General features: G+C 69.3%; 15 protein-coding genes. 11 read left to right on the top strand and 4 right to left on the bottom strand.

Annotation, left to right across the window (positions count from 1 at the left end; translation table 11 throughout):
• Positions 1 to 43 precede the first annotated feature (43 nt).
• Positions 44 to 775: a LytR/AlgR family response regulator transcription factor gene (locus tag NUG20_RS18095; protein ID WP_263398525.1), complete on the top strand. Its 732-nt coding sequence runs from the start codon at positions 44 to 46 to the stop codon at positions 773 to 775.
• A 135-nt stretch (positions 776 to 910) separates the two neighbouring features.
• Positions 911 to 1,834: a hydroxymethylbilane synthase gene (gene hemC / locus NUG20_RS18090; RefSeq protein ID WP_263395808.1), complete on the top strand. Its 924-nt coding sequence runs from the start codon at positions 911 to 913 to the stop codon at positions 1,832 to 1,834.
• 268 nt (positions 1,835 to 2,102) lie between these two features.
• Here the strand turns inward: hemC and NUG20_RS18085 are convergent, their stop codons facing one another.
• Entirely contained in the window at positions 2,103 to 2,888 is a 786-nt protein-coding gene (locus tag NUG20_RS18085) for a DUF481 domain-containing protein (RefSeq protein WP_263395807.1), read from the bottom strand.
• 177 nt (positions 2,889 to 3,065) lie between these two features.
• Here NUG20_RS18085 and NUG20_RS18080 point away from each other — a divergent pair, with 177 nt between their 5' ends.
• Positions 3,066 to 4,037: a helix-turn-helix transcriptional regulator gene (locus NUG20_RS18080; protein WP_263395806.1), complete on the top strand. Its 972-nt coding sequence runs from the start codon at positions 3,066 to 3,068 to the stop codon at positions 4,035 to 4,037.
• Between the two features lie 101 nt (positions 4,038 to 4,138).
• Here the strand turns inward: NUG20_RS18080 and NUG20_RS18075 are convergent, their stop codons facing one another.
• Together NUG20_RS18075 and NUG20_RS18070 are read right to left on the bottom strand one after the other, a co-directional pair.
• Positions 4,139 to 4,555: a winged helix-turn-helix transcriptional regulator gene (locus NUG20_RS18075; protein WP_317852726.1), complete on the bottom strand. Its 417-nt coding sequence runs from the start codon at positions 4,553 to 4,555 to the stop codon at positions 4,139 to 4,141.
• Between the two features lie 111 nt (positions 4,556 to 4,666).
• Positions 4,667 to 5,251, bottom strand: coding sequence for a lipocalin family protein (locus NUG20_RS18070; protein ID WP_263395804.1), 585 nt, complete (start codon positions 5,249 to 5,251; stop codon positions 4,667 to 4,669).
• Between the two features lie 133 nt (positions 5,252 to 5,384).
• Here NUG20_RS18070 and NUG20_RS18065 point away from each other — a divergent pair, with 133 nt between their 5' ends.
• The gene (locus NUG20_RS18065; protein ID WP_263395803.1) at positions 5,385 to 5,684 is read left to right on the top strand and encodes a hypothetical protein; all 300 of its coding nucleotides are present in this window, start codon (positions 5,385 to 5,387) and stop codon (positions 5,682 to 5,684) included.
• A 66-nt stretch (positions 5,685 to 5,750) separates the two neighbouring features.
• Positions 5,751 to 7,856 carry a prolyl oligopeptidase family serine peptidase gene (locus tag NUG20_RS18060; RefSeq protein WP_263395802.1) on the top strand — a complete coding sequence of 702 codons (2,106 nt, stop codon included), beginning with the start codon at positions 5,751 to 5,753 and terminating at the stop codon, positions 7,854 to 7,856.
• A 467-nt stretch (positions 7,857 to 8,323) separates the two neighbouring features.
• On the opposite strand, the gene NUG20_RS18055 is transcribed toward NUG20_RS18060, so the two are convergent.
• Positions 8,324 to 9,547, bottom strand: a complete 1,224-nt coding sequence (locus tag NUG20_RS18055; protein ID WP_263395801.1) for a pyridoxal phosphate-dependent aminotransferase — start codon at positions 9,545 to 9,547, stop codon at positions 8,324 to 8,326.
• Between the two features lie 203 nt (positions 9,548 to 9,750).
• Here NUG20_RS18055 and NUG20_RS18050 point away from each other — a divergent pair, with 203 nt between their 5' ends.
• From NUG20_RS18050 to xerC, 6 genes are all read left to right on the top strand, one after another.
• Positions 9,751 to 11,838, top strand: coding sequence for a S9 family peptidase (locus NUG20_RS18050; RefSeq protein WP_263395800.1), 2,088 nt, complete (start codon positions 9,751 to 9,753; stop codon positions 11,836 to 11,838).
• A 489-nt stretch (positions 11,839 to 12,327) separates the two neighbouring features.
• Positions 12,328 to 12,711: a YbaN family protein gene (locus NUG20_RS18045; RefSeq protein WP_263395799.1), complete on the top strand. Its 384-nt coding sequence runs from the start codon at positions 12,328 to 12,330 to the stop codon at positions 12,709 to 12,711.
• A gap of 58 nt (positions 12,712 to 12,769) precedes the next feature.
• A complete protein-coding gene (locus tag NUG20_RS18040; protein WP_263395798.1) occupies positions 12,770 to 13,021 on the top strand; it encodes an LPS translocon maturation chaperone LptM in 252 nt (83 codons plus the stop codon).
• Positions 13,014 to 13,868, top strand: a complete 855-nt coding sequence (dapF, locus tag NUG20_RS18035) for a diaminopimelate epimerase (protein WP_263395797.1) — start codon at positions 13,014 to 13,016, stop codon at positions 13,866 to 13,868. The genes NUG20_RS18040 and dapF overlap by 8 nt, the downstream gene beginning before the upstream one ends.
• Positions 13,865 to 14,536: a DUF484 family protein gene (locus NUG20_RS18030; RefSeq protein ID WP_263395796.1), complete on the top strand. Its 672-nt coding sequence runs from the start codon at positions 13,865 to 13,867 to the stop codon at positions 14,534 to 14,536. Before dapF ends, NUG20_RS18030 begins: the two co-directional genes overlap by 4 nt.
• A gap of 140 nt (positions 14,537 to 14,676) precedes the next feature.
• The gene (xerC, locus tag NUG20_RS18025) at positions 14,677 to 15,507 is read left to right on the top strand and encodes a tyrosine recombinase XerC (RefSeq protein ID WP_263395795.1); all 831 of its coding nucleotides are present in this window, start codon (positions 14,677 to 14,679) and stop codon (positions 15,505 to 15,507) included.
• The last annotated feature ends 47 nt before the right edge of the window (positions 15,508 to 15,554 follow it).

Genomic DNA, 15,554 nt, shown 5'->3' with positions numbered 1-15,554 from the left:
ACTATGCGGCGAGACCGCGCTCCAGCCCACTGAGGTGACGTACGTGAAGGTGGTGATCGCCGACGACGAACCCCTGGCGCGCGAGCGCTTGCGCGCGCTGCTGGCAGAGCATGCCGGCGTCGAGGTGGTGGCCGAGGCCGGCAATGGCCTGGAAGCGCTGCACGCCTGCGCCGAATTGCGCCCGGATCTGGTGCTGCTGGATATCGCCATGCCCGGCGTCGACGGGCTGGAGACCGCGCGCCACCTGGCCAGCTTCGAGCCGCGTCCGGCGGTGGTGTTCTGCACCGCCTACGATGCGCACGCGCTGTCCGCGTTCGAGGCCGCGGCCATCGACTACCTGATGAAACCGGTGCGCGCCGAGCGGCTGGCGGCGGCGTTGGAGCGCGCGCGCACGTTCATGGCCGGTCGTCGCGGCAGCGTCGGCGCCACGCCGCTGGAACAGCGCCGCACCCACCTGTGCGCGCGGCTGCGCGGCAGCCTGCGCTTGATCCCGGTCGACGACATCCACTACCTGCAGGCCGAGGAAAAGTACGTGGTGGTGCACCATGCGCGCGGCGAGGACCTGATCGAGGAATCGCTGAAGTCGCTGGAAGAGGAATTCGCCGAGCGCTTCGTGCGCATCCACCGCAACTGCCTGGTCGCGCGCCACGAACTGGTCGAGCTGCGACGCCTGGGCGAGGGCCAGGTGCATGCGGTGCTGCGCCATGGCAAGCAGCCGCTGGAAGTGAGCCGGCGCTGCGTGGCGCAGTTGCGGCAGGAGATCCGTTATCTGTGAGGGGGCCGGGAGTGGGGATTCGGGATGGCCGGTGGAGTGGTTGCGGCAAGCGGGGTTCGGGATCGGGAGCGGATGAGCGGGCATTCGGCTGCGAAGGCCGGGATGGATGGAGGCGCTTTCCGCGATAATGGGCCGATGAAGATCCTGCGCATCGCCACCCGCAAAAGCCCGCTCGCCCTGTGGCAGAGCGAACACGTCGCCGCGTGCCTGCGCCAGGCGCATCCGCAGCTGGAAGTGGTGCTGGTGCCGATGAGTACCCGTGGCGACGAGGTGCTGGACCGCTCGCTGGCGGCGATCGGCGGCAAGGGCCTGTTCCTGAAGGAGCTGGAATTGGCGATGCTGCGCGGCGAGGCCGATTGCGCGGTGCATTCGCTCAAGGACGTGCCGATGGAACTGGATCCGCCGTTCGTGCTGCCGGCGATCCTGGCGCGCGCCGACCCGGCCGATGCGCTGATTTCCAACCTGTACGCGTCGCTGGACGCGCTGCCGCTGGGCGCGCGGGTGGGCACCTCCTCGCTGCGCCGCCAGGCGCAGCTGCGCGCGCGGCGCCCGGACCTGCAGCTGCAGGACCTGCGCGGCAACGTCAACACGCGCCTGGCCAAGCTCGACAACGGCGGCTACGACGGGATCGTGCTGGCCTGCGCCGGCCTGCAGCGGCTCGGCCTGGAGGCGCGCATCACCCAGCGCCTGCAGGCGCCGGACTGGCTGCCGGCGCCGGCGCAGGGCGCCATCGCGGTGGAATGCCGCGGCGACGCCGCGGTCGCGCTGGACCTGTTCGCCGCACTGGACCATGCGCCCACCCGCACCTGCGTGGAGGCCGAGCGGGCGATGAACCGCGCGCTGCACGGCAGCTGCCATGTGCCGGTGGCCGCCTTTGCGCAATGGCGCGGCGAGGACCTGCTGCTGCAGGGCCTGGTCGGCGGCGTCGCCGACGGGCGCCTGGTGCGTGCCGAACTGCAGCGCACCGCGCAGGACCCGGAGGCGCTGGGCGAAGCGGTGGCCGAAGCGCTGCTGGGCGCCGGCGCGCGCGAGCTGCTGGATGCCGCGCTACCGGGCTGAGAGGTCCGGCCCAGGCGCCCGTTGCATCCGGACAATTGGGTCTATGCGTGCAGCGAGCCCGTCTGCGGGCAGTGAACCCTGTAGGAGCGGCTTCAGCCGCGACAGGCGTTACCGGTAACGCCTGTCGCGGCTGAAGCCGCTCCTACAAAAAACAAAAACCATCGTCAGCCGAAACGGCCGGTCGAATGACCCAGAGCGGCAGCCCCGATCAGTGAGGCCGCGCCGCATGCTGTTCCGAGTCCCGAGTCCCGAGTCCCGAGTCCCGGCCCTACCTGAACTTGTAGACCACATTCATCGTGGTCAACGTATCGGTCTTCTTCTTGTCGTCGCTGACGTCGCTGTTGTGGCGCGCCTGCCAGCCGGCCTTCAGCGCCAGCCGCGAGTTCATGCTGACCGAGATGCCCAGGTCGTTCTGCGCGAAGGTGTTGTACGACCCCGACTCGACCAGCAGGGTATTGGCCAGTTCGGTGTTGGCGGTCAGGCCGTACTTGAAGTCGACCAGGCCGCGGCCGATCAGCCCGGTCTCGGTGCGATCCTCTTCCACGTCGTGGGCGCGGCGCACGCCGGGGCCGATCTGCACGTCCAGGCTCCTGTGGTCGCCGTCCATGATCCGCGTGCCGTAGCCGATGCCGATCGTGGCCAGGCGGTCGTAGGTGGCGAAATCGTCGCGCTCGTAGCGCAGCGAGGCGGTCAGCTGGCGGTGTTCGCCCAACTGCAGCGCGCTGCCGGCGCTGCCGGTATAGCGGTTGGAGGTGGTCTGGCGCACGCGCTCGGTGCTGCCGTCGTCGTTGGTGTTGGTGTACTCGGCGCTGGCGCGCAACCCGAACAGGTCGATGCTGTGGATCCAGTCGCCGTCCAGGTACTGGCCCTTGAGCCGGCCGTTGAAGCTCTCGTTGGAGCTGTTGCCGCGCGAGGAGGCGAAGCCCAGCTCGCCGGAGCCGCTCCACGGCGAACTGCCCGGTTCCGGTGGCGCGGCCACGTCGGCGGCCCAGGCTGGGGACGTACCCAGCAGCATCAAGGTGATCGCGGTTACTACGGCAGCGCGGCGGGGCATTGGCTCTTCTCTCCTGGTTTGGGGACGCAGCCTTCGGCTAACGAAATGGAAACGATTTCATCATACCGGATCCACATGACACCCCGGCCGCCGCCCGGCCACGGCTTCATCGGCGGTTTGGGCGCGGGGCCGGCCGCCAGGCGTATTTCCGCCACGGACTCAGACATAATCGGTGCCATGGACCGCTACGAACGCATCAATGCATTGCACCGGCTGCTCAAGTCCGCCCGCTACCCGGTGACGGTGGCGCGGCTGCAGGACGAACTGGGCTGCTCCCGCGCCACCGTCTACCGCGACCTGGCGTTCCTGCGCGACGCGCTGATGGCCCCGGTCGAGGGCGACGGCGAGGCCGGGTTCCGCTACGAGTCCGGGGAGAGCGACCGCTTCGAACTGCCGGGGCTGTGGCTCAGCTCCGAGGAGCTGCACGCGCTGCTGGCCTCGCAGCAGCTGCTGGCGCGCACCGGCGGCGGGGTGTTGTCCTCGGTGCTGGCGCCGCTGCAGCAGCGCATCGAGAGCCTGCTGGCGGCGCAGGCCGGGGCCACCCACTGGCCGGTGGAGCGGGTGCGGGTGATCCCGCACCGCGGCCGCAAGCTCGACGAAGCCAGTTTCCGCACCGTCGCCTCGGCGGTGCTGGAGCGCAAGCGGCTGTCGTTCGACTACCGCGCCCGCTCCACCGACGAATCGACCAAGCGCACGGTGTCGCCGCAGCGCATCACCCACTACCGCGACAACTGGTACCTGGACGCCTGGGACCACGGCCGCGACGCGGTGCGCAGCTTCGCGGTGGACCGCATCAACCACGCGCGCCTGCTCGACCAGCCGGCGCAGGACGTGGCCGACGAGGAACTGGACTCGCAACTGGCGTCCAGCTACGGGATCTTCTCCGGCGCGCCCAAGGGCTGGGCGACGATCGTGTTCAGCCCCAAGGCGGCGCGCTGGGTCGCCGACGAGCACTGGCATTCCAAGCAGCAGGGGCGCTTCCTGGCCGACGGCCGCTACGAACTGAAGGTGCCGTACAGCGTCTCGCGCGAGCTGTTGATGGACGTGCTGCATTACGGCTCGGATGCGGAAATCGTCGAGCCGCGCTCGCTGCGCGAACAGGCCAAGGCGCTGCTGTCGCTGGCGCTGAGCAACTACAGCGACGACTAGCGTGTCGCTGCCACTGTAGGAGCGGCTTCAGCCGCGACAGGCAGCATCAGCCACGGTGCCGTCTGTCGCGGCTGATGGCCCGAGGCCAACCAGAGCCGCTCCTACAGTGTGCCCGCCGGCGGGTTGCCGTTGCTCAGGATGGTGCCGATGTTGGTCTCGATCCAGTCCACCAGCGCGTGCACGTGCGCGGCCGCGTCCTTGCCCAGCGGGGTCAGCGCGTAGTCCACGTGCGGCGGCACCACCGGGTGCGCGGTGCGCTGCACGAACCCGTCCGCTTCCAGCGCCTGCAGGGTCTGCGCCAGCATCTTCTCGCTGACCCCTTCCAGGCTGCGGCGCAGGTCGCCGAAGCGATGCGTGCCCTTGCGCAGCGCCACCAGCACCAGCACGCCCCAGCGGCTGGTCACATGGCTGAGCACGGCGCGCGAGGGGCAGTGTTGCGCGAACACCTGGCCGCGCGTGGCGTCCGCGGCGGGCGGGCGCGGCGAATCGCAGAGGGTCTCGGAAAGAACGCTGGCCAAGCGGTGCACCTGTCTGGGGGACGGACCGGCCTGATCATACGGAGGTCGGCTGGCGCCTCGCTGAGTGGCAGGCGATGGCGGTGCAACCTATTTGGGGAGCGGCGACACGTCTCAGGGCTCGCTCGGCACTTCGAAACCGAGCCTGCCGACCTGGTCGCGGCGCTGCGGCACGCGCTTGAGCTTGTCGACGTTGATCCCGTAGTCGCGGTCCAGCTTGCCCGCCAGTTCGCGGTATTGCTTGTGGTCCATGTCCGGCTCGCGCGCGAATATCCAGGCCAGGTCGCGGCCGGGATAGTCGATCAGCGCCCAGGAATAGTCCGGCGCGACCTCAAGGATGCGGTACTTGGTCGGCACCACGGCGAACAGCCAGGTGGTCCAGCGGCGGTCGCCGGTGCCCTCTTTGACCGTGGCGCGCGAAGTGATTTCCTTGACCGGCGCGTCGAAGCCCTCGCGGTACCGGTAGCGCACGGCGATCTTGCCGTCCTCCTTGAGCGTGTACTCGTCGCTGCTGGCGACATGGCCGCGCTCGGCGAAGTAGGGCACGTGCGCGATCACGTACCAGCGGCCCATGAAGCGCTTCAGGTCGATCGGCGGCTGCTGGGGCGCATGCTCCTCTGGGGATGTCGCCCGCGCCGCCGGCAGGGGGACGGCCATGCCGAGCAGCAGCATGGAGGCGAACAGGGAGAGCAGGCGCATAAGACAGGAATCCGGAGGCTTGAAGGGACAAGCTAGTGAGTATCGGGCGAAAGCCATGTCAATAGTGGGTCGCAGCCGTTGAGATGCGCGCGCGGCACGCTGCGCGCCTCATCACCGTTCCGGAGTCGCCGCCATGCCGATCGCCCCTTCGTCCCGTTCCGCCCGCGCGCCGCATCCCGGCCTGCGCCGCCTGGTGCTGCAGGCGCTGCTCGCCGGGCTGGCCTTGGTCCTGGTGTGGCCGGCCGCGCGCGGCTACAGCGAATGGCTGGGCTGGCGGCCGCTGTGGCTGCTGGGCATGCCGCTGAGCGCGTGGTGGGCGCTGCACCGCTTCCCGCTGCCGCTGCGGCCGTTGCGCCGGGGGTTGGCGCGGCTGCGGCCGCGGGTCCAGGCGCGGCGGCGCGCGCCGGCGTGGCGGGTCACCCGCGCAGCCTGACCTTCGGCAGGGGAGGGCCGCGTCCCCGCATGCTACGGTTCGGGGCTGTTCTCCTGGACCTGTCCCATGCCCTCTCTTGCCCATGCCTGCCTGCTTGCCGGACTGATTGCCTCCGGGACCGCCGCGGCGAAGGAAACCGCAATGCCCCAAGATCCCTATGCCTGGCTCGAAGACGTCACCGGCGCCAAGCCGCTGGACTGGGTCAAGGCGCAGAACGCCAAGACCGAGGCGCGGCTGACCGCGCAGCCGGGCTTCCAGGCGCGCGAGGCCGGCATCCGCGAAGTGCTGGATTCGGACGCGAAGATCCCGGCGGTGCAGAAGATCGGCCCGTACTACTACAACCTGTGGAAGGACCGCGAGCACGAGCGTGGTCTGTGGCGGCGCACCACCCTGGAGGAGTACCGCAAGCCCGAGCCGAAATGGGAGACGGTGCTGGACCTGGACGCGCTGAACAAGGCCGAGGGCGAGAACTGGGTGTGGCACGGCGCCGATTGCCTGCGCCCGGACTACCGCCGCTGCCTGATCGCGCTGTCGCGCGGCGGCGCCGACGCCGACGTCACCCGCGAGTTCGACCTGGGCAGCAAGCAGTGGGTCAAGGACGGCTTCTTCCGTCCCGAGGCCAAGGGCGGCCTGGGCTGGATCGACGCCGACACCGTCTACCTCTACACCGATTTCGGCGCCGGTTCGATGACCAGCTCCGGCTACCCGCGGGTGGTCAAGCAGTGGAAGCGCGGCACGGCGCTGCAGAGCGCGACGCCGGTCTACGAAGGCAAGCCGGAGGACATGTACATCGCCGCGATGCATGACGACACGCCCGGCTACGAGCGCGATTTCGTCAGCCGCACGCTGGCCTTCTACAACGATGAGCTGTACCTGCGGGGCGCCGACGGCCGCCTGACCAAGATCGACGTGCCCAACTCGGCCAACAAGCGCGTGCACCGGCAGTGGCTGACCCTGGAATTGCGCGATGCGTGGACCGTGGACGGCACCACCTATCCGGCCGGCGCGCTGCTGGTGGCCAAGTTCGACGACTTCATGGCCGGCAAGCGCGCGTTCCAGGTGGTGTTCACTCCGACCGAGACCACCTCGCTGGCCTCGTTCGCCTGGACCAAGTCGCGCCTGGTGCTGAACGTGCTCGACGACGTCAAGAGCCGGTTGTGGGTGCTGACTCCGGGCGAAGGCGAGTGGGCGCGCGCGCCGTTCCCGGTCGGCGACCTGGCCTTCGGCAGCACCAGCGTCGAGGCGGTCGATGCCGACGAGAACGACCAGGTGTGGCTGACCTCCACCGATTTCCTGACCCCGACCACGCTGATGCTGGCCGACGTGCAGCGCGGCGCGCAGAGCATCGAGACGCTGAAGGCGATGCCGAGCTTCTTCGACGCGTCCAAGGACGCGATCGAGCAGCACTTCGCGGTGTCCAAGGACGGCACCAAGGTGCCGTACTTCCTGGTCCGGCCGAAGCAGCTCAAGCTGGACGGCAGCAATCCGACCCTGCTGTACGCCTACGGCGGCTTCGAGATCTCGATGACCCCGTTCTACTCCGGCGGCCTCGGCCGCGCCTGGCTTGACCAGGGCGGCGTGTACGCGCTGGCCAACATCCGTGGCGGCGGCGAGTACGGCCCGCGCTGGCACCAGGCGGCGCTGAAGCAGAACCGGCACAAGGCCTACGAAGACATGGCGGCGGTGGCGCAGGACCTGGCCGCGCGCAAGATCACCTCGGCCAAGCACCTGGGCGTGCAGGGCGGCAGCAACGGCGGGCTGATGGCCGGCAACATGCTGGTGCAGTACCCGCAGCTGTTCGGCGCGGTGGTGGTGCAGGTGCCGCTGCTGGACATGAAGCGCTACAGCCACCTGCTGGCCGGCGCCTCGTGGATGGCCGAGTACGGCAATCCGGACACCAACGACTGGAAGTACATCCAGAGCTTCTCGCCGTACCACCTGTTCGACCCGAAGAAGACCTATCCGCCGGTGATCTTCCTGACCTCCACGCGCGACGACCGGGTGCACCCGGGCCATGCGCGCAAGATGGCGGCAAAGATGATCGAGGCCGGCAAGGACGTGACCTACTACGAGAACATCGAAGGGGGCCACGGTGGCGCGGCCAACAACGCGCAGGCCGCGCATATGCAGGCGCTGGCGTACGGGTTCCTGTGGGAGCGGTTGAAGGATTGAAGGCGCTGTAGCCGCCGGTCTTAGCGGATGCCCGTGCGCTTGGTGCGGGCGTTTGGAGTTCTGGCAAGGTGCGTAACCCGGGCCGGAGCAACGGCAAAGGCTGGAGCAAGGGCAAAGGCTTTCGCGCCCTTGGCGCGAGTTACTTTTGTCTTGGCAAAAGTAACCAAAACCGCTGTCGCCGACGCGAGCCGATGCGATAAAGCCGCATCGGTTCCCTGCGCTCCTCGGCGCAAGCGGCACGGCGCCCAAACTCGCTTCGCTCAAACAAGGGCGCCTCTTCGGCCGCTTGCGCCTGCGGTGCTCGGCTCGCTTTAAGGCGAAGACAATCAAAAGCCACAGCCACAGCTAAGCCAAAACGAAAGCCAAGACCAAGACACAACGGCGTTGGCTACGCGATGTGGCCGCTGGCGATCTTGGGCTTGGTTTCGGTCTGCAACGTCATTGCGATCGGCAGCGCCTGAAGGTGCTTACGGTCCAGCGTGGCGATCCCAACGCTCCAGTCCGCGCGCGATCCGTGCCACCGCTTCCTGCAGTCGCGGCAGGCTCTGCGTGTAGGCGATGCGCACGTGCTGGCGTGCGCGGTGCCGGCCGAAGTCCACGCCCGGGGTGAACGCCACGTGCTCGGTCTCCAGGAAATGCGCGCAGAACGCCTGCGCGTCGTCGGTGAACGCGCTCACGTCGGCATAGAGATAGAACGCGCCCTGCGGTTCGACTTCGATGCGCAAGCCGAGCGCGCGCAGCGCCGGTAGCAGGTAGTCGCGGCGTTGGCCGAACTCGGCGCGGCGCGCCTCCAGGATCTGCAGGGTTTCCGGCAGAAAACAGGCTAGCGCCGCATGCTGGGCGATGCTGGACGCGCTGATGTACAGGTTCTGCGCCAGCTTCTCCAGCGACGGCACCGCCGCGCGCGGCGCCACCAGCCAGCCCAGGCGCCAGCCGGTCATGCCGAAATACTTGGAGAAGCTGTTCAGCACATAGGCCTCGTCGTCGACCTCGAGCACGCTGGGCGCGTCGATGCCGTAGCTGAGGCCGTGGTAGATCTCGTCGACCACCAGGTGGCCGCCGCGCGCGCGCAGCGCCTGCGCCAGCGCGGCCAGTTCGGCGCGGTCCAACAGCGTGCCGGTCGGGTTGGCCGGCGAGGCCACCAGCGCGCCGACGCTGTCGGCGTTCCAGTGCGCGTCCAGCAGGGCCGGGGTCAGCTGGTAGCGGCTGTCCGGGCCGACCGGCACCAATTGCGCCGCACCTTCGACCAGGCGCAGGAAGTGCCGGTTGCACGGATAACCGGGGTCGGCCAGCAGCCAGCGCTTGCCCGGATCCACCAGCAGCGCGCTGGCCAGCAGCAACGCGCCGGATCCGCCGGGCGTGATCATGATCCGCGCCGGGTCCAGGTCCACGTCGTGGCGTTGCCGATAGAAGCCGGCCAGCGCCTCGCGCAGCGCCGGCAGCCCGCGCGCGGCGGTGTAGCGGGTGTGGCCGGCGGCCAATGCGGCCTGGCCCGCGGCGACGATCGGCGCGGCGGTGGTGAAGTCCGGCTCGCCGATTTCCAGGTGGATCACGTCGTGGCCGGCATGTTCCAGTTCGTTGGCGCGGGCCAGCAGCGCCATCACGTGGAACGGTTCGATGTCGCGGCTGCGCTGGCTGTAGGTGGTCGGCGCGTGCGCCGCGGCGGAAGAGGGGGGTGGAAGGGAATCCATGGTCCGATCATAGAGGAGCATGCGGCAACAAATCGTTGCGCGCGCTTGCCAGGATGCGGCGTTGCGCGGAGACTCGCTCGGCACCATGCGCCGCCGCATGCCTGCCGCCTCCCGGCCCGGGCGGCGCGTCCTTCGTTGCGTTGCCGCCGCCGGAGCCCCATTAGATGCATCCCCGTCCCTTGCTAGCGAGCTTCCTCCTGCTCATGACCGCGCCCTTCGCTTCCGCCCTCGCCACCGATGCCACGCCGCCGCACCCGGCCAAGCAGCCGCATACGGTCAAGGCGCCGTTCGGCGCCACCCGCCAGGACGACTATTACTGGCTGCGCGACGACAAGCGCGAAAACCCGCAGATGCTGGCCTATCTCAACGCCGAGAACGCCTACGCCGATCAGCTGCTGAAGCCGCTCAAGCCGCTGGAGGACACGCTGTACACCGAAATCGTCGGCCGCATCAAGCAGGACGACAGCAGCGTGCCGTACCGCGAGCGCGGCTACTGGTACTACACGCGCTACGAAAGCGGCAAGGACTATCCGGTGCACGCGCGGCGCAAGGGCAGCATGGACGCACCGGAGCAGATTCTGCTCGACGTCAACGCGATGGCCGCCGACAAGGGCTATTTCAGCGTCGGCGATGCGGTGGTCAGCCAGGACAACCGCATCCTGGCCTGGACCGAGGACGACGTCGGCCGCCGCCAGTACGTGGTGCGCTTCAAGAACCTGGAGACCGGTGAGGTCTACGCCGACCGCGTGCCCGGCGTGTCGCCGGACCTGGTCTGGGCCGATGACAACAAGACCCTGTTCTACGTCGAGAACGATCCGGAAACGCTGCTCACCGTGCGCGTCAGGAAGCATGTGCTGGGCACGCCGGCCACGCAGGACGCGCTGGTCTACGAGGAGAAGGACGACAGTTTCTACATGGGCCTGGGCCGCACCCGCGACGACAAGTACATCGTCATCGGCGTGGAAAGCACGGTGTCCTCCGAGCAGCGCTACGCGCCGGCCGCCGATCCGCAGCGCTTCACCGTGCTGGCGCCGCGCGAGCGCGACGTCGAGTACAGCGCCGACCATTTCGACGGGCGCTGGGTGATCCGCACCAACTGGAAGGCCAAGAACTACGCGCTGATGACCGCGCCCGACGGCGCCACCGCGCGCACGCAGTGGCAGACCTGGCTGCCCTACGACGAGAAGGTGTTCATCGACAGCTTCGAACTGTTCGACGGCTTCACCGCGATCGCCGAGCGGTCCGACGGCCTGGAGCGGATCCGCCTGCACTTCGCCGATGGCAAGGAGGACTACGTCAAGGCCGACGAGCCGGCCTATTCGATGGGCCTGTCGGTCAATCCCGAGCCGGACACGCCGTGGCTGCGCTACAGCTATACCTCGCTGACCACTCCGGCCACCACCTACGAACTCAACACCCGCACCGGCGAGCGCAAGCTGCTCAAGCAGCAGCCGGTGATCGGCTACGACGCGGACAAGTACCAGACCGAACGCGTGTGGGTGACCGCGCGCGATGGGGTCAAGGTGCCGGTGTCGCTGGTGTACAGGAAGGGCTTCAAGAAGGACGGCACCGCGGCGTTGTATCAATACGCCTACGGCAGCTACGGCATGTCCACCGACCCCAACTTCAACCTGCCGGTGGTGAGCCTGCTCGATCGCGGCGTGGTCTATGCCATCGCGCACATCCGTGGCGGCCAGGAGATGGGCCGCGACTGGTACGACCAGGGCAAGCTGCTCAACAAGAAGAACACCTTCACCGACTTCATCGACGTGACCCGCGGCTTGGTCAAGCTGGGCTATGCGGCGCCGGACCGCGTCGCCGCGGCCGGCGGCAGCGCCGGCGGATTGCTGATGGGCGCGGTGGCGAACATGGCGCCGCAGGACTACCGGGTGCTGGTGGCGCAGGTGCCGTTCGTCGACGTGGTCACCACCATGCTCGACCCGAGCATTCCGCTGACCACTAACGAATACGACGAGTGGGGCAATCCGGAGAAGAAGAAGTACTACGACTACATGCTCGCCTATTCGCCGTACGACAACGTCGCGCGCCAGGCGTATCCGGCGCTGTTCGTCGGCACCGGGCTGTGGGATTCGCAGGTGCAGTACTGGGAGCCGGCGAAATGGGTGGCCAAGCTGCGCGACGACAACACCGGCACCCGGCCGATCGTGTTCCGGGTCAACATGGAAGCCGGCCACGGCGGCAAGTCCGGGCGCTTCCGCCGCTATCGCGAGCAGGCCGAGTCGTACGCGTTCATGCTCGATCAGCTGGGCGTGCAGCACGCGGCGAAGTAGGGCGGGCCGGCGCGGCGTTCTGTCGCGGCTGAAGCCGCTCCTACAGTGCGCCCTGCCGGCGCGCGCCCGCGCTCTGTAGGAGCGGCTTCAGCCGCGACGGGTCCCGCAGCCGCGGGCTGACAGATCCGCGACTGAAGTCGCTCCCACAATGACTGGCCACGCCGAGTGCAGGTCGGATGATTGTGGGAGGGACTTCAGTCCCGACTACACCGAGGTTCTGGGCAAGCGCACTGCTTCGCTCGTCGCGACTGAAGTCGCTCCCACAAGGGCCGGCCGCGCCGAGTGCCGGCCGGGTGCACTGTGGGAGGGACTTCAGTCCCGACTGCATGAAGGCGGGCAAGCTTGCCGCTTCGCTGCGTTCGCGGCCGGAAAGATCGCCGTTTCGCCAGTCGCGAGGATGGCCGGGCGCGCCTGGAGCGTCCTCGCCAAGTGCGGGCGCGGGAACGCATATCCCGCATCGTCATCCGGTCGCGGCTTTATCATGCGCCAATGGAATCCCCCTCCCGTTTCCGCTGGGCATGGTGGCTGCTGGCCTATGTCAGCCTGGCGACGGGCATCGTCGGCATCTTCGTGCCGGGCTTGCCGACCACGGTGTTCGTGCTGATCTCGGCCTACGCCGCGTCGCGCGGCTCCGAGCGGCTGCGCCGCCGGCTGCTGGAGGATCCGCGCTTCGGCCCCAGCATCCGCGACTGGGAAACGCACGGCGCGGTCAGTCGCCGCGGCAAGTGGATGGCGACGCTGACCATGGCGGTGTGCGCGCTGGTGCTGCTGCTGTTCGTGCACAGGCTCTGGGTGCAGGTGCTGGCGATCGGCTGCATGAGCTGCGTGGCGCTGTGGCTGTGGCTGCGCCCGGAGCCGCCGCCGCGCGGCTGACGGGCGGGCGGCCGCATGCGGCACAGCCGATTCAGGCCCTTCTGGCTATACTCGGCGCATGAGCACATCGTTCCGTCATCCGATCCGTATCGCCCTGTTCGGTGCCGCCTTGCTGGCGCTGTCCGGGTGCGGCAACAAAGGCCCGCTGGTGATGCCGCAGAAGCCGGTCCCGGTGGAAACCGCGCCAGCCACCGCGCCCGACGCGACGCCGCCGGCCACGACCGATCCCGCCGGCCAGGCGCAGCCGGTCGATGGCCAGCAGCAGCCGGTCGACGACACCACCACCACGCCCACCGATGGGAATGAGTGAGGCCATTCCCGCGGCGCGCCTGCGCTTTTCCAAGATGCAGGGCGCGGGCAACGATTTCGTGGTGCTCGACCTGCGCGACGGCGCCCCGGCGCCGGACGCCGCGCTGGCGGTGCGCCTGGCCGACCGCCATTTCGGCGTCGGCTGCGACCAACTCCTGACCATCGAGGCGCCGCGCAGCGCCGACGCGGTGGCCAGCTACCGCATCTGGAACACCGACGGCAGCCTGGCCGGGCAGTGCGGCAACGGCGCGCGCTGCGTCGCCGCCTGGCTGGTGCGCGACGGCGCCGCCGGCAGCGATGCGTTCGTCATCGACAGTCCGTTCGCCTCGCATCGCATCGAGCGCGGCGACGACGGCCAGTTCGCGGTCGAGATGGGCGTGCCGCGCTTCGCCCCGGAGGACGTGCCGCTGATCGGCTTCCCGCGCATACGCGAGGAATACGTGTTGCCATTGCAAGGCGGCAGCGTGCGCTTCGGCGCGGTGTCGATGGGCAATCCGCATGCGGTGCTGGAAGTGGGCCTGGTCGACGCGGCGCCGGTCGAACGGCTGGGGCCGTTGCTGCAGCAGCACGCGTCGTTTCCCGATTCGGTCAATGTCGGCTTCGCCCAGGTGATCGACCGCGGCCATGTGCGCCTGCGCGTGTACGAGCGCGGCGTCGGCGAGACCCTGGCCTGCGGCAGCGGCGCCTGCGCGGCTGCGGCGGTGCTGATCCAGCGCGGCCGCGTGGAGCGCGACGTGCGCGTGGTGCTGCCCGGCGGCGAGCTGCGCATCCGCTGGCCGCACGACGCGGCGCCGGTGGTGATGTCCGGGCCGGCCGCCTTCGTTTTCGATGGGGAGTGGATCCGATGAGCGAGACCCAGGACAAGATCGGCGCGCACGAGATCGCCGCATGGCTGCGCCGCCACCCGGCGTTCCTGAAACAGTTCCCCGACCTGGCGCTGACCCTGGTGGTGCCGCGCGACGACGGCCCGACCGCGTCGCTGGCCAGCTACCAGCTGGAAGTGCTGCGCGACAAGAACCGCGAGCTGTCGCGGCGCCTGTCCGAGCTGGCCGCCAACGCCCAGGTCAACGAGCGTCTGGCGGTGCGGACCCACCAGCTGACCCTGGCGCTGATGCGCCAGACCAGCGCCGCCGACAGCGTGCGCGCGATGGCCGCCTCGCTGCAGGAGGATTTCCAGGGCGACCTGGTCAGCATCGTGCTGCTGCACCCGCTGCCCGGGCTGGAGCAGGCGCCGTGGCTGCAGATCCTGGCGCAGGACGATCCGCGGTTGGCGCCGTTCCGCGACTGCCTGAAGGACGGTGAGCCGATCTGCGGCCGCCTGCAGCCGGAGAAGCAGGCGCTGCTGTACGCCGAGCGCATCGAGGACGTGCAGTCCACCGCGCTGCTGCCGCTGCCCGGCGTGGGCCTGCTCGCGGTCGGCAGCCGCGACCCGAACCGCTTCTATCCCGGCATGGGCACCTTGTTCCTGCGCATGATGGGCGAGTCGCTGACGGTGGCGCTGCAGCGCTTCGCATGAGCGGCGGGACTCGGGACTCGGGACTCGGGACTCGAAAGGCGCGGTCCGGCGCGCCGGCCAATGCTGCCGCGGTTGAAACCGAGACCCGAGTCCCGAGTCCCGAGTCCCGGTTCCTCGCCTACCTGCAAGTCGAACGGCGCATGTCCGCGCACACCCTGGATGCCTACCGCCGCGACCTGGCCGCGCTGGCGGCGTGGACGGCGGACAATGCCGGCGGCGACATCGTCGCGCTCGGCGCCGAGCAGTTGCGCCATTTCATCGCCGCCGAGCACCGCCGCGGGCTGTCGCCGAAGAGCCTGCAGCGGCGCCTGTCGGCGTGCCGCAGTTTCTACGCGTGGTTGCTCAAGCATGGCCAGATCGCGGCCAGTCCGGCCGCCGCGCTGCGTGCGCCGAAGGCGCCGCGCAAGCTGCCGCAGGTGCTGGACGCCGACGAGGCGGTGCGCCTGGTCGAGGTGCCGACCGACGTGCCGCTGGGCCTGCGCGACCGCGCGCTGCTGGAGCTGTTCTATTCCTCCGGGCTGCGCCTGAGCGAGCTGTGCGCGCTGCGCTGGCGCGACCTGGATTTCGCCAGCGGCCTGGTCCGCGTGCTCGGCAAGGGCAACCGCCAGCGGCTGGTGCCGGTCGGCTCGCATGCGCGCAAGGCGTTGCTGGAATGGCAGGCGGAGACCAAGGCGGCCGCAGAGGCGCCGGTGTTCCCGGGCCGCGGCGGCGCACCGATCGGCGCGCGCGCGGTGCAGATCCGGATCAAGCAGCTGGCCGGGCGCCAGGGCCTGTTCAAGCACGTGCACCCGCACATGCTGCGGCACAGTTTCGCCAGCCACATCCTCGAATCCTCCGGCGACCTGCGCGGCGTGCAGGAGCTGCTCGGCCATGCCGACATCGCCACCACGCAGATCTACACCCACCTGGATTTCCAGCATCTGGCCAAGGTCTACGACGCCGCGCATCCGCGCGCCAAGCGCAAGTCCTGATCCCAAGCCGACGCGATCGCTCGCCCGGTTGTTCTCGATCAAGGCGC

The sequence above is a fragment of the Xanthomonas sp. CFBP 8443 genome, assembly GCF_025666195.1.
Lineage (GTDB): Bacteria > Pseudomonadota > Gammaproteobacteria > Xanthomonadales > Xanthomonadaceae > Xanthomonas_A.
This window is presented reverse-complemented; position numbering and strand designations above follow the sequence as displayed.

Excerpts from the sequence above, each read along its gene's own strand:
- NUG20_RS18040 (WP_263395798.1), top strand. The coding sequence starts at position 12,770 with ATGAGCACATCGTTCCGTCATCCGATCCGTATCGCCCTGTTCGGTGCC.
- NUG20_RS18060 (WP_263395802.1), top strand. The coding sequence starts at position 5,751 with ATGCCCTCTCTTGCCCATGCCTGCCTGCTTGCCGGACTGATTGCCTCC.
- NUG20_RS18070 (WP_263395804.1), bottom strand. The coding sequence starts at position 5,251 with ATGCGCCTGCTCTCCCTGTTCGCCTCCATGCTGCTGCTCGGCATGGCC.
- NUG20_RS18030 (WP_263395796.1), top strand. The coding sequence starts at position 13,865 with ATGAGCGAGACCCAGGACAAGATCGGCGCGCACGAGATCGCCGCATGG.
- xerC (WP_263395795.1), top strand. The coding sequence starts at position 14,677 with ATGTCCGCGCACACCCTGGATGCCTACCGCCGCGACCTGGCCGCGCTG.
- NUG20_RS18085 (WP_263395807.1), bottom strand. The coding sequence starts at position 2,888 with ATGCCCCGCCGCGCTGCCGTAGTAACCGCGATCACCTTGATGCTGCTG.
- NUG20_RS18055 (WP_263395801.1), bottom strand. The coding sequence starts at position 9,547 with ATGGATTCCCTTCCACCCCCCTCTTCCGCCGCGGCGCACGCGCCGACC.
- NUG20_RS18050 (WP_263395800.1), top strand. The coding sequence starts at position 9,751 with ATGACCGCGCCCTTCGCTTCCGCCCTCGCCACCGATGCCACGCCGCCG.
- hemC (WP_263395808.1), top strand. The coding sequence starts at position 911 with ATGAAGATCCTGCGCATCGCCACCCGCAAAAGCCCGCTCGCCCTGTGG.
- dapF (WP_263395797.1), top strand. The coding sequence starts at position 13,014 with ATGAGTGAGGCCATTCCCGCGGCGCGCCTGCGCTTTTCCAAGATGCAG.
- NUG20_RS18080 (WP_263395806.1), top strand. The coding sequence starts at position 3,066 with ATGGACCGCTACGAACGCATCAATGCATTGCACCGGCTGCTCAAGTCC.
- NUG20_RS18045 (WP_263395799.1), top strand. The coding sequence starts at position 12,328 with ATGGAATCCCCCTCCCGTTTCCGCTGGGCATGGTGGCTGCTGGCCTAT.
- NUG20_RS18065 (WP_263395803.1), top strand. The coding sequence starts at position 5,385 with ATGCCGATCGCCCCTTCGTCCCGTTCCGCCCGCGCGCCGCATCCCGGC.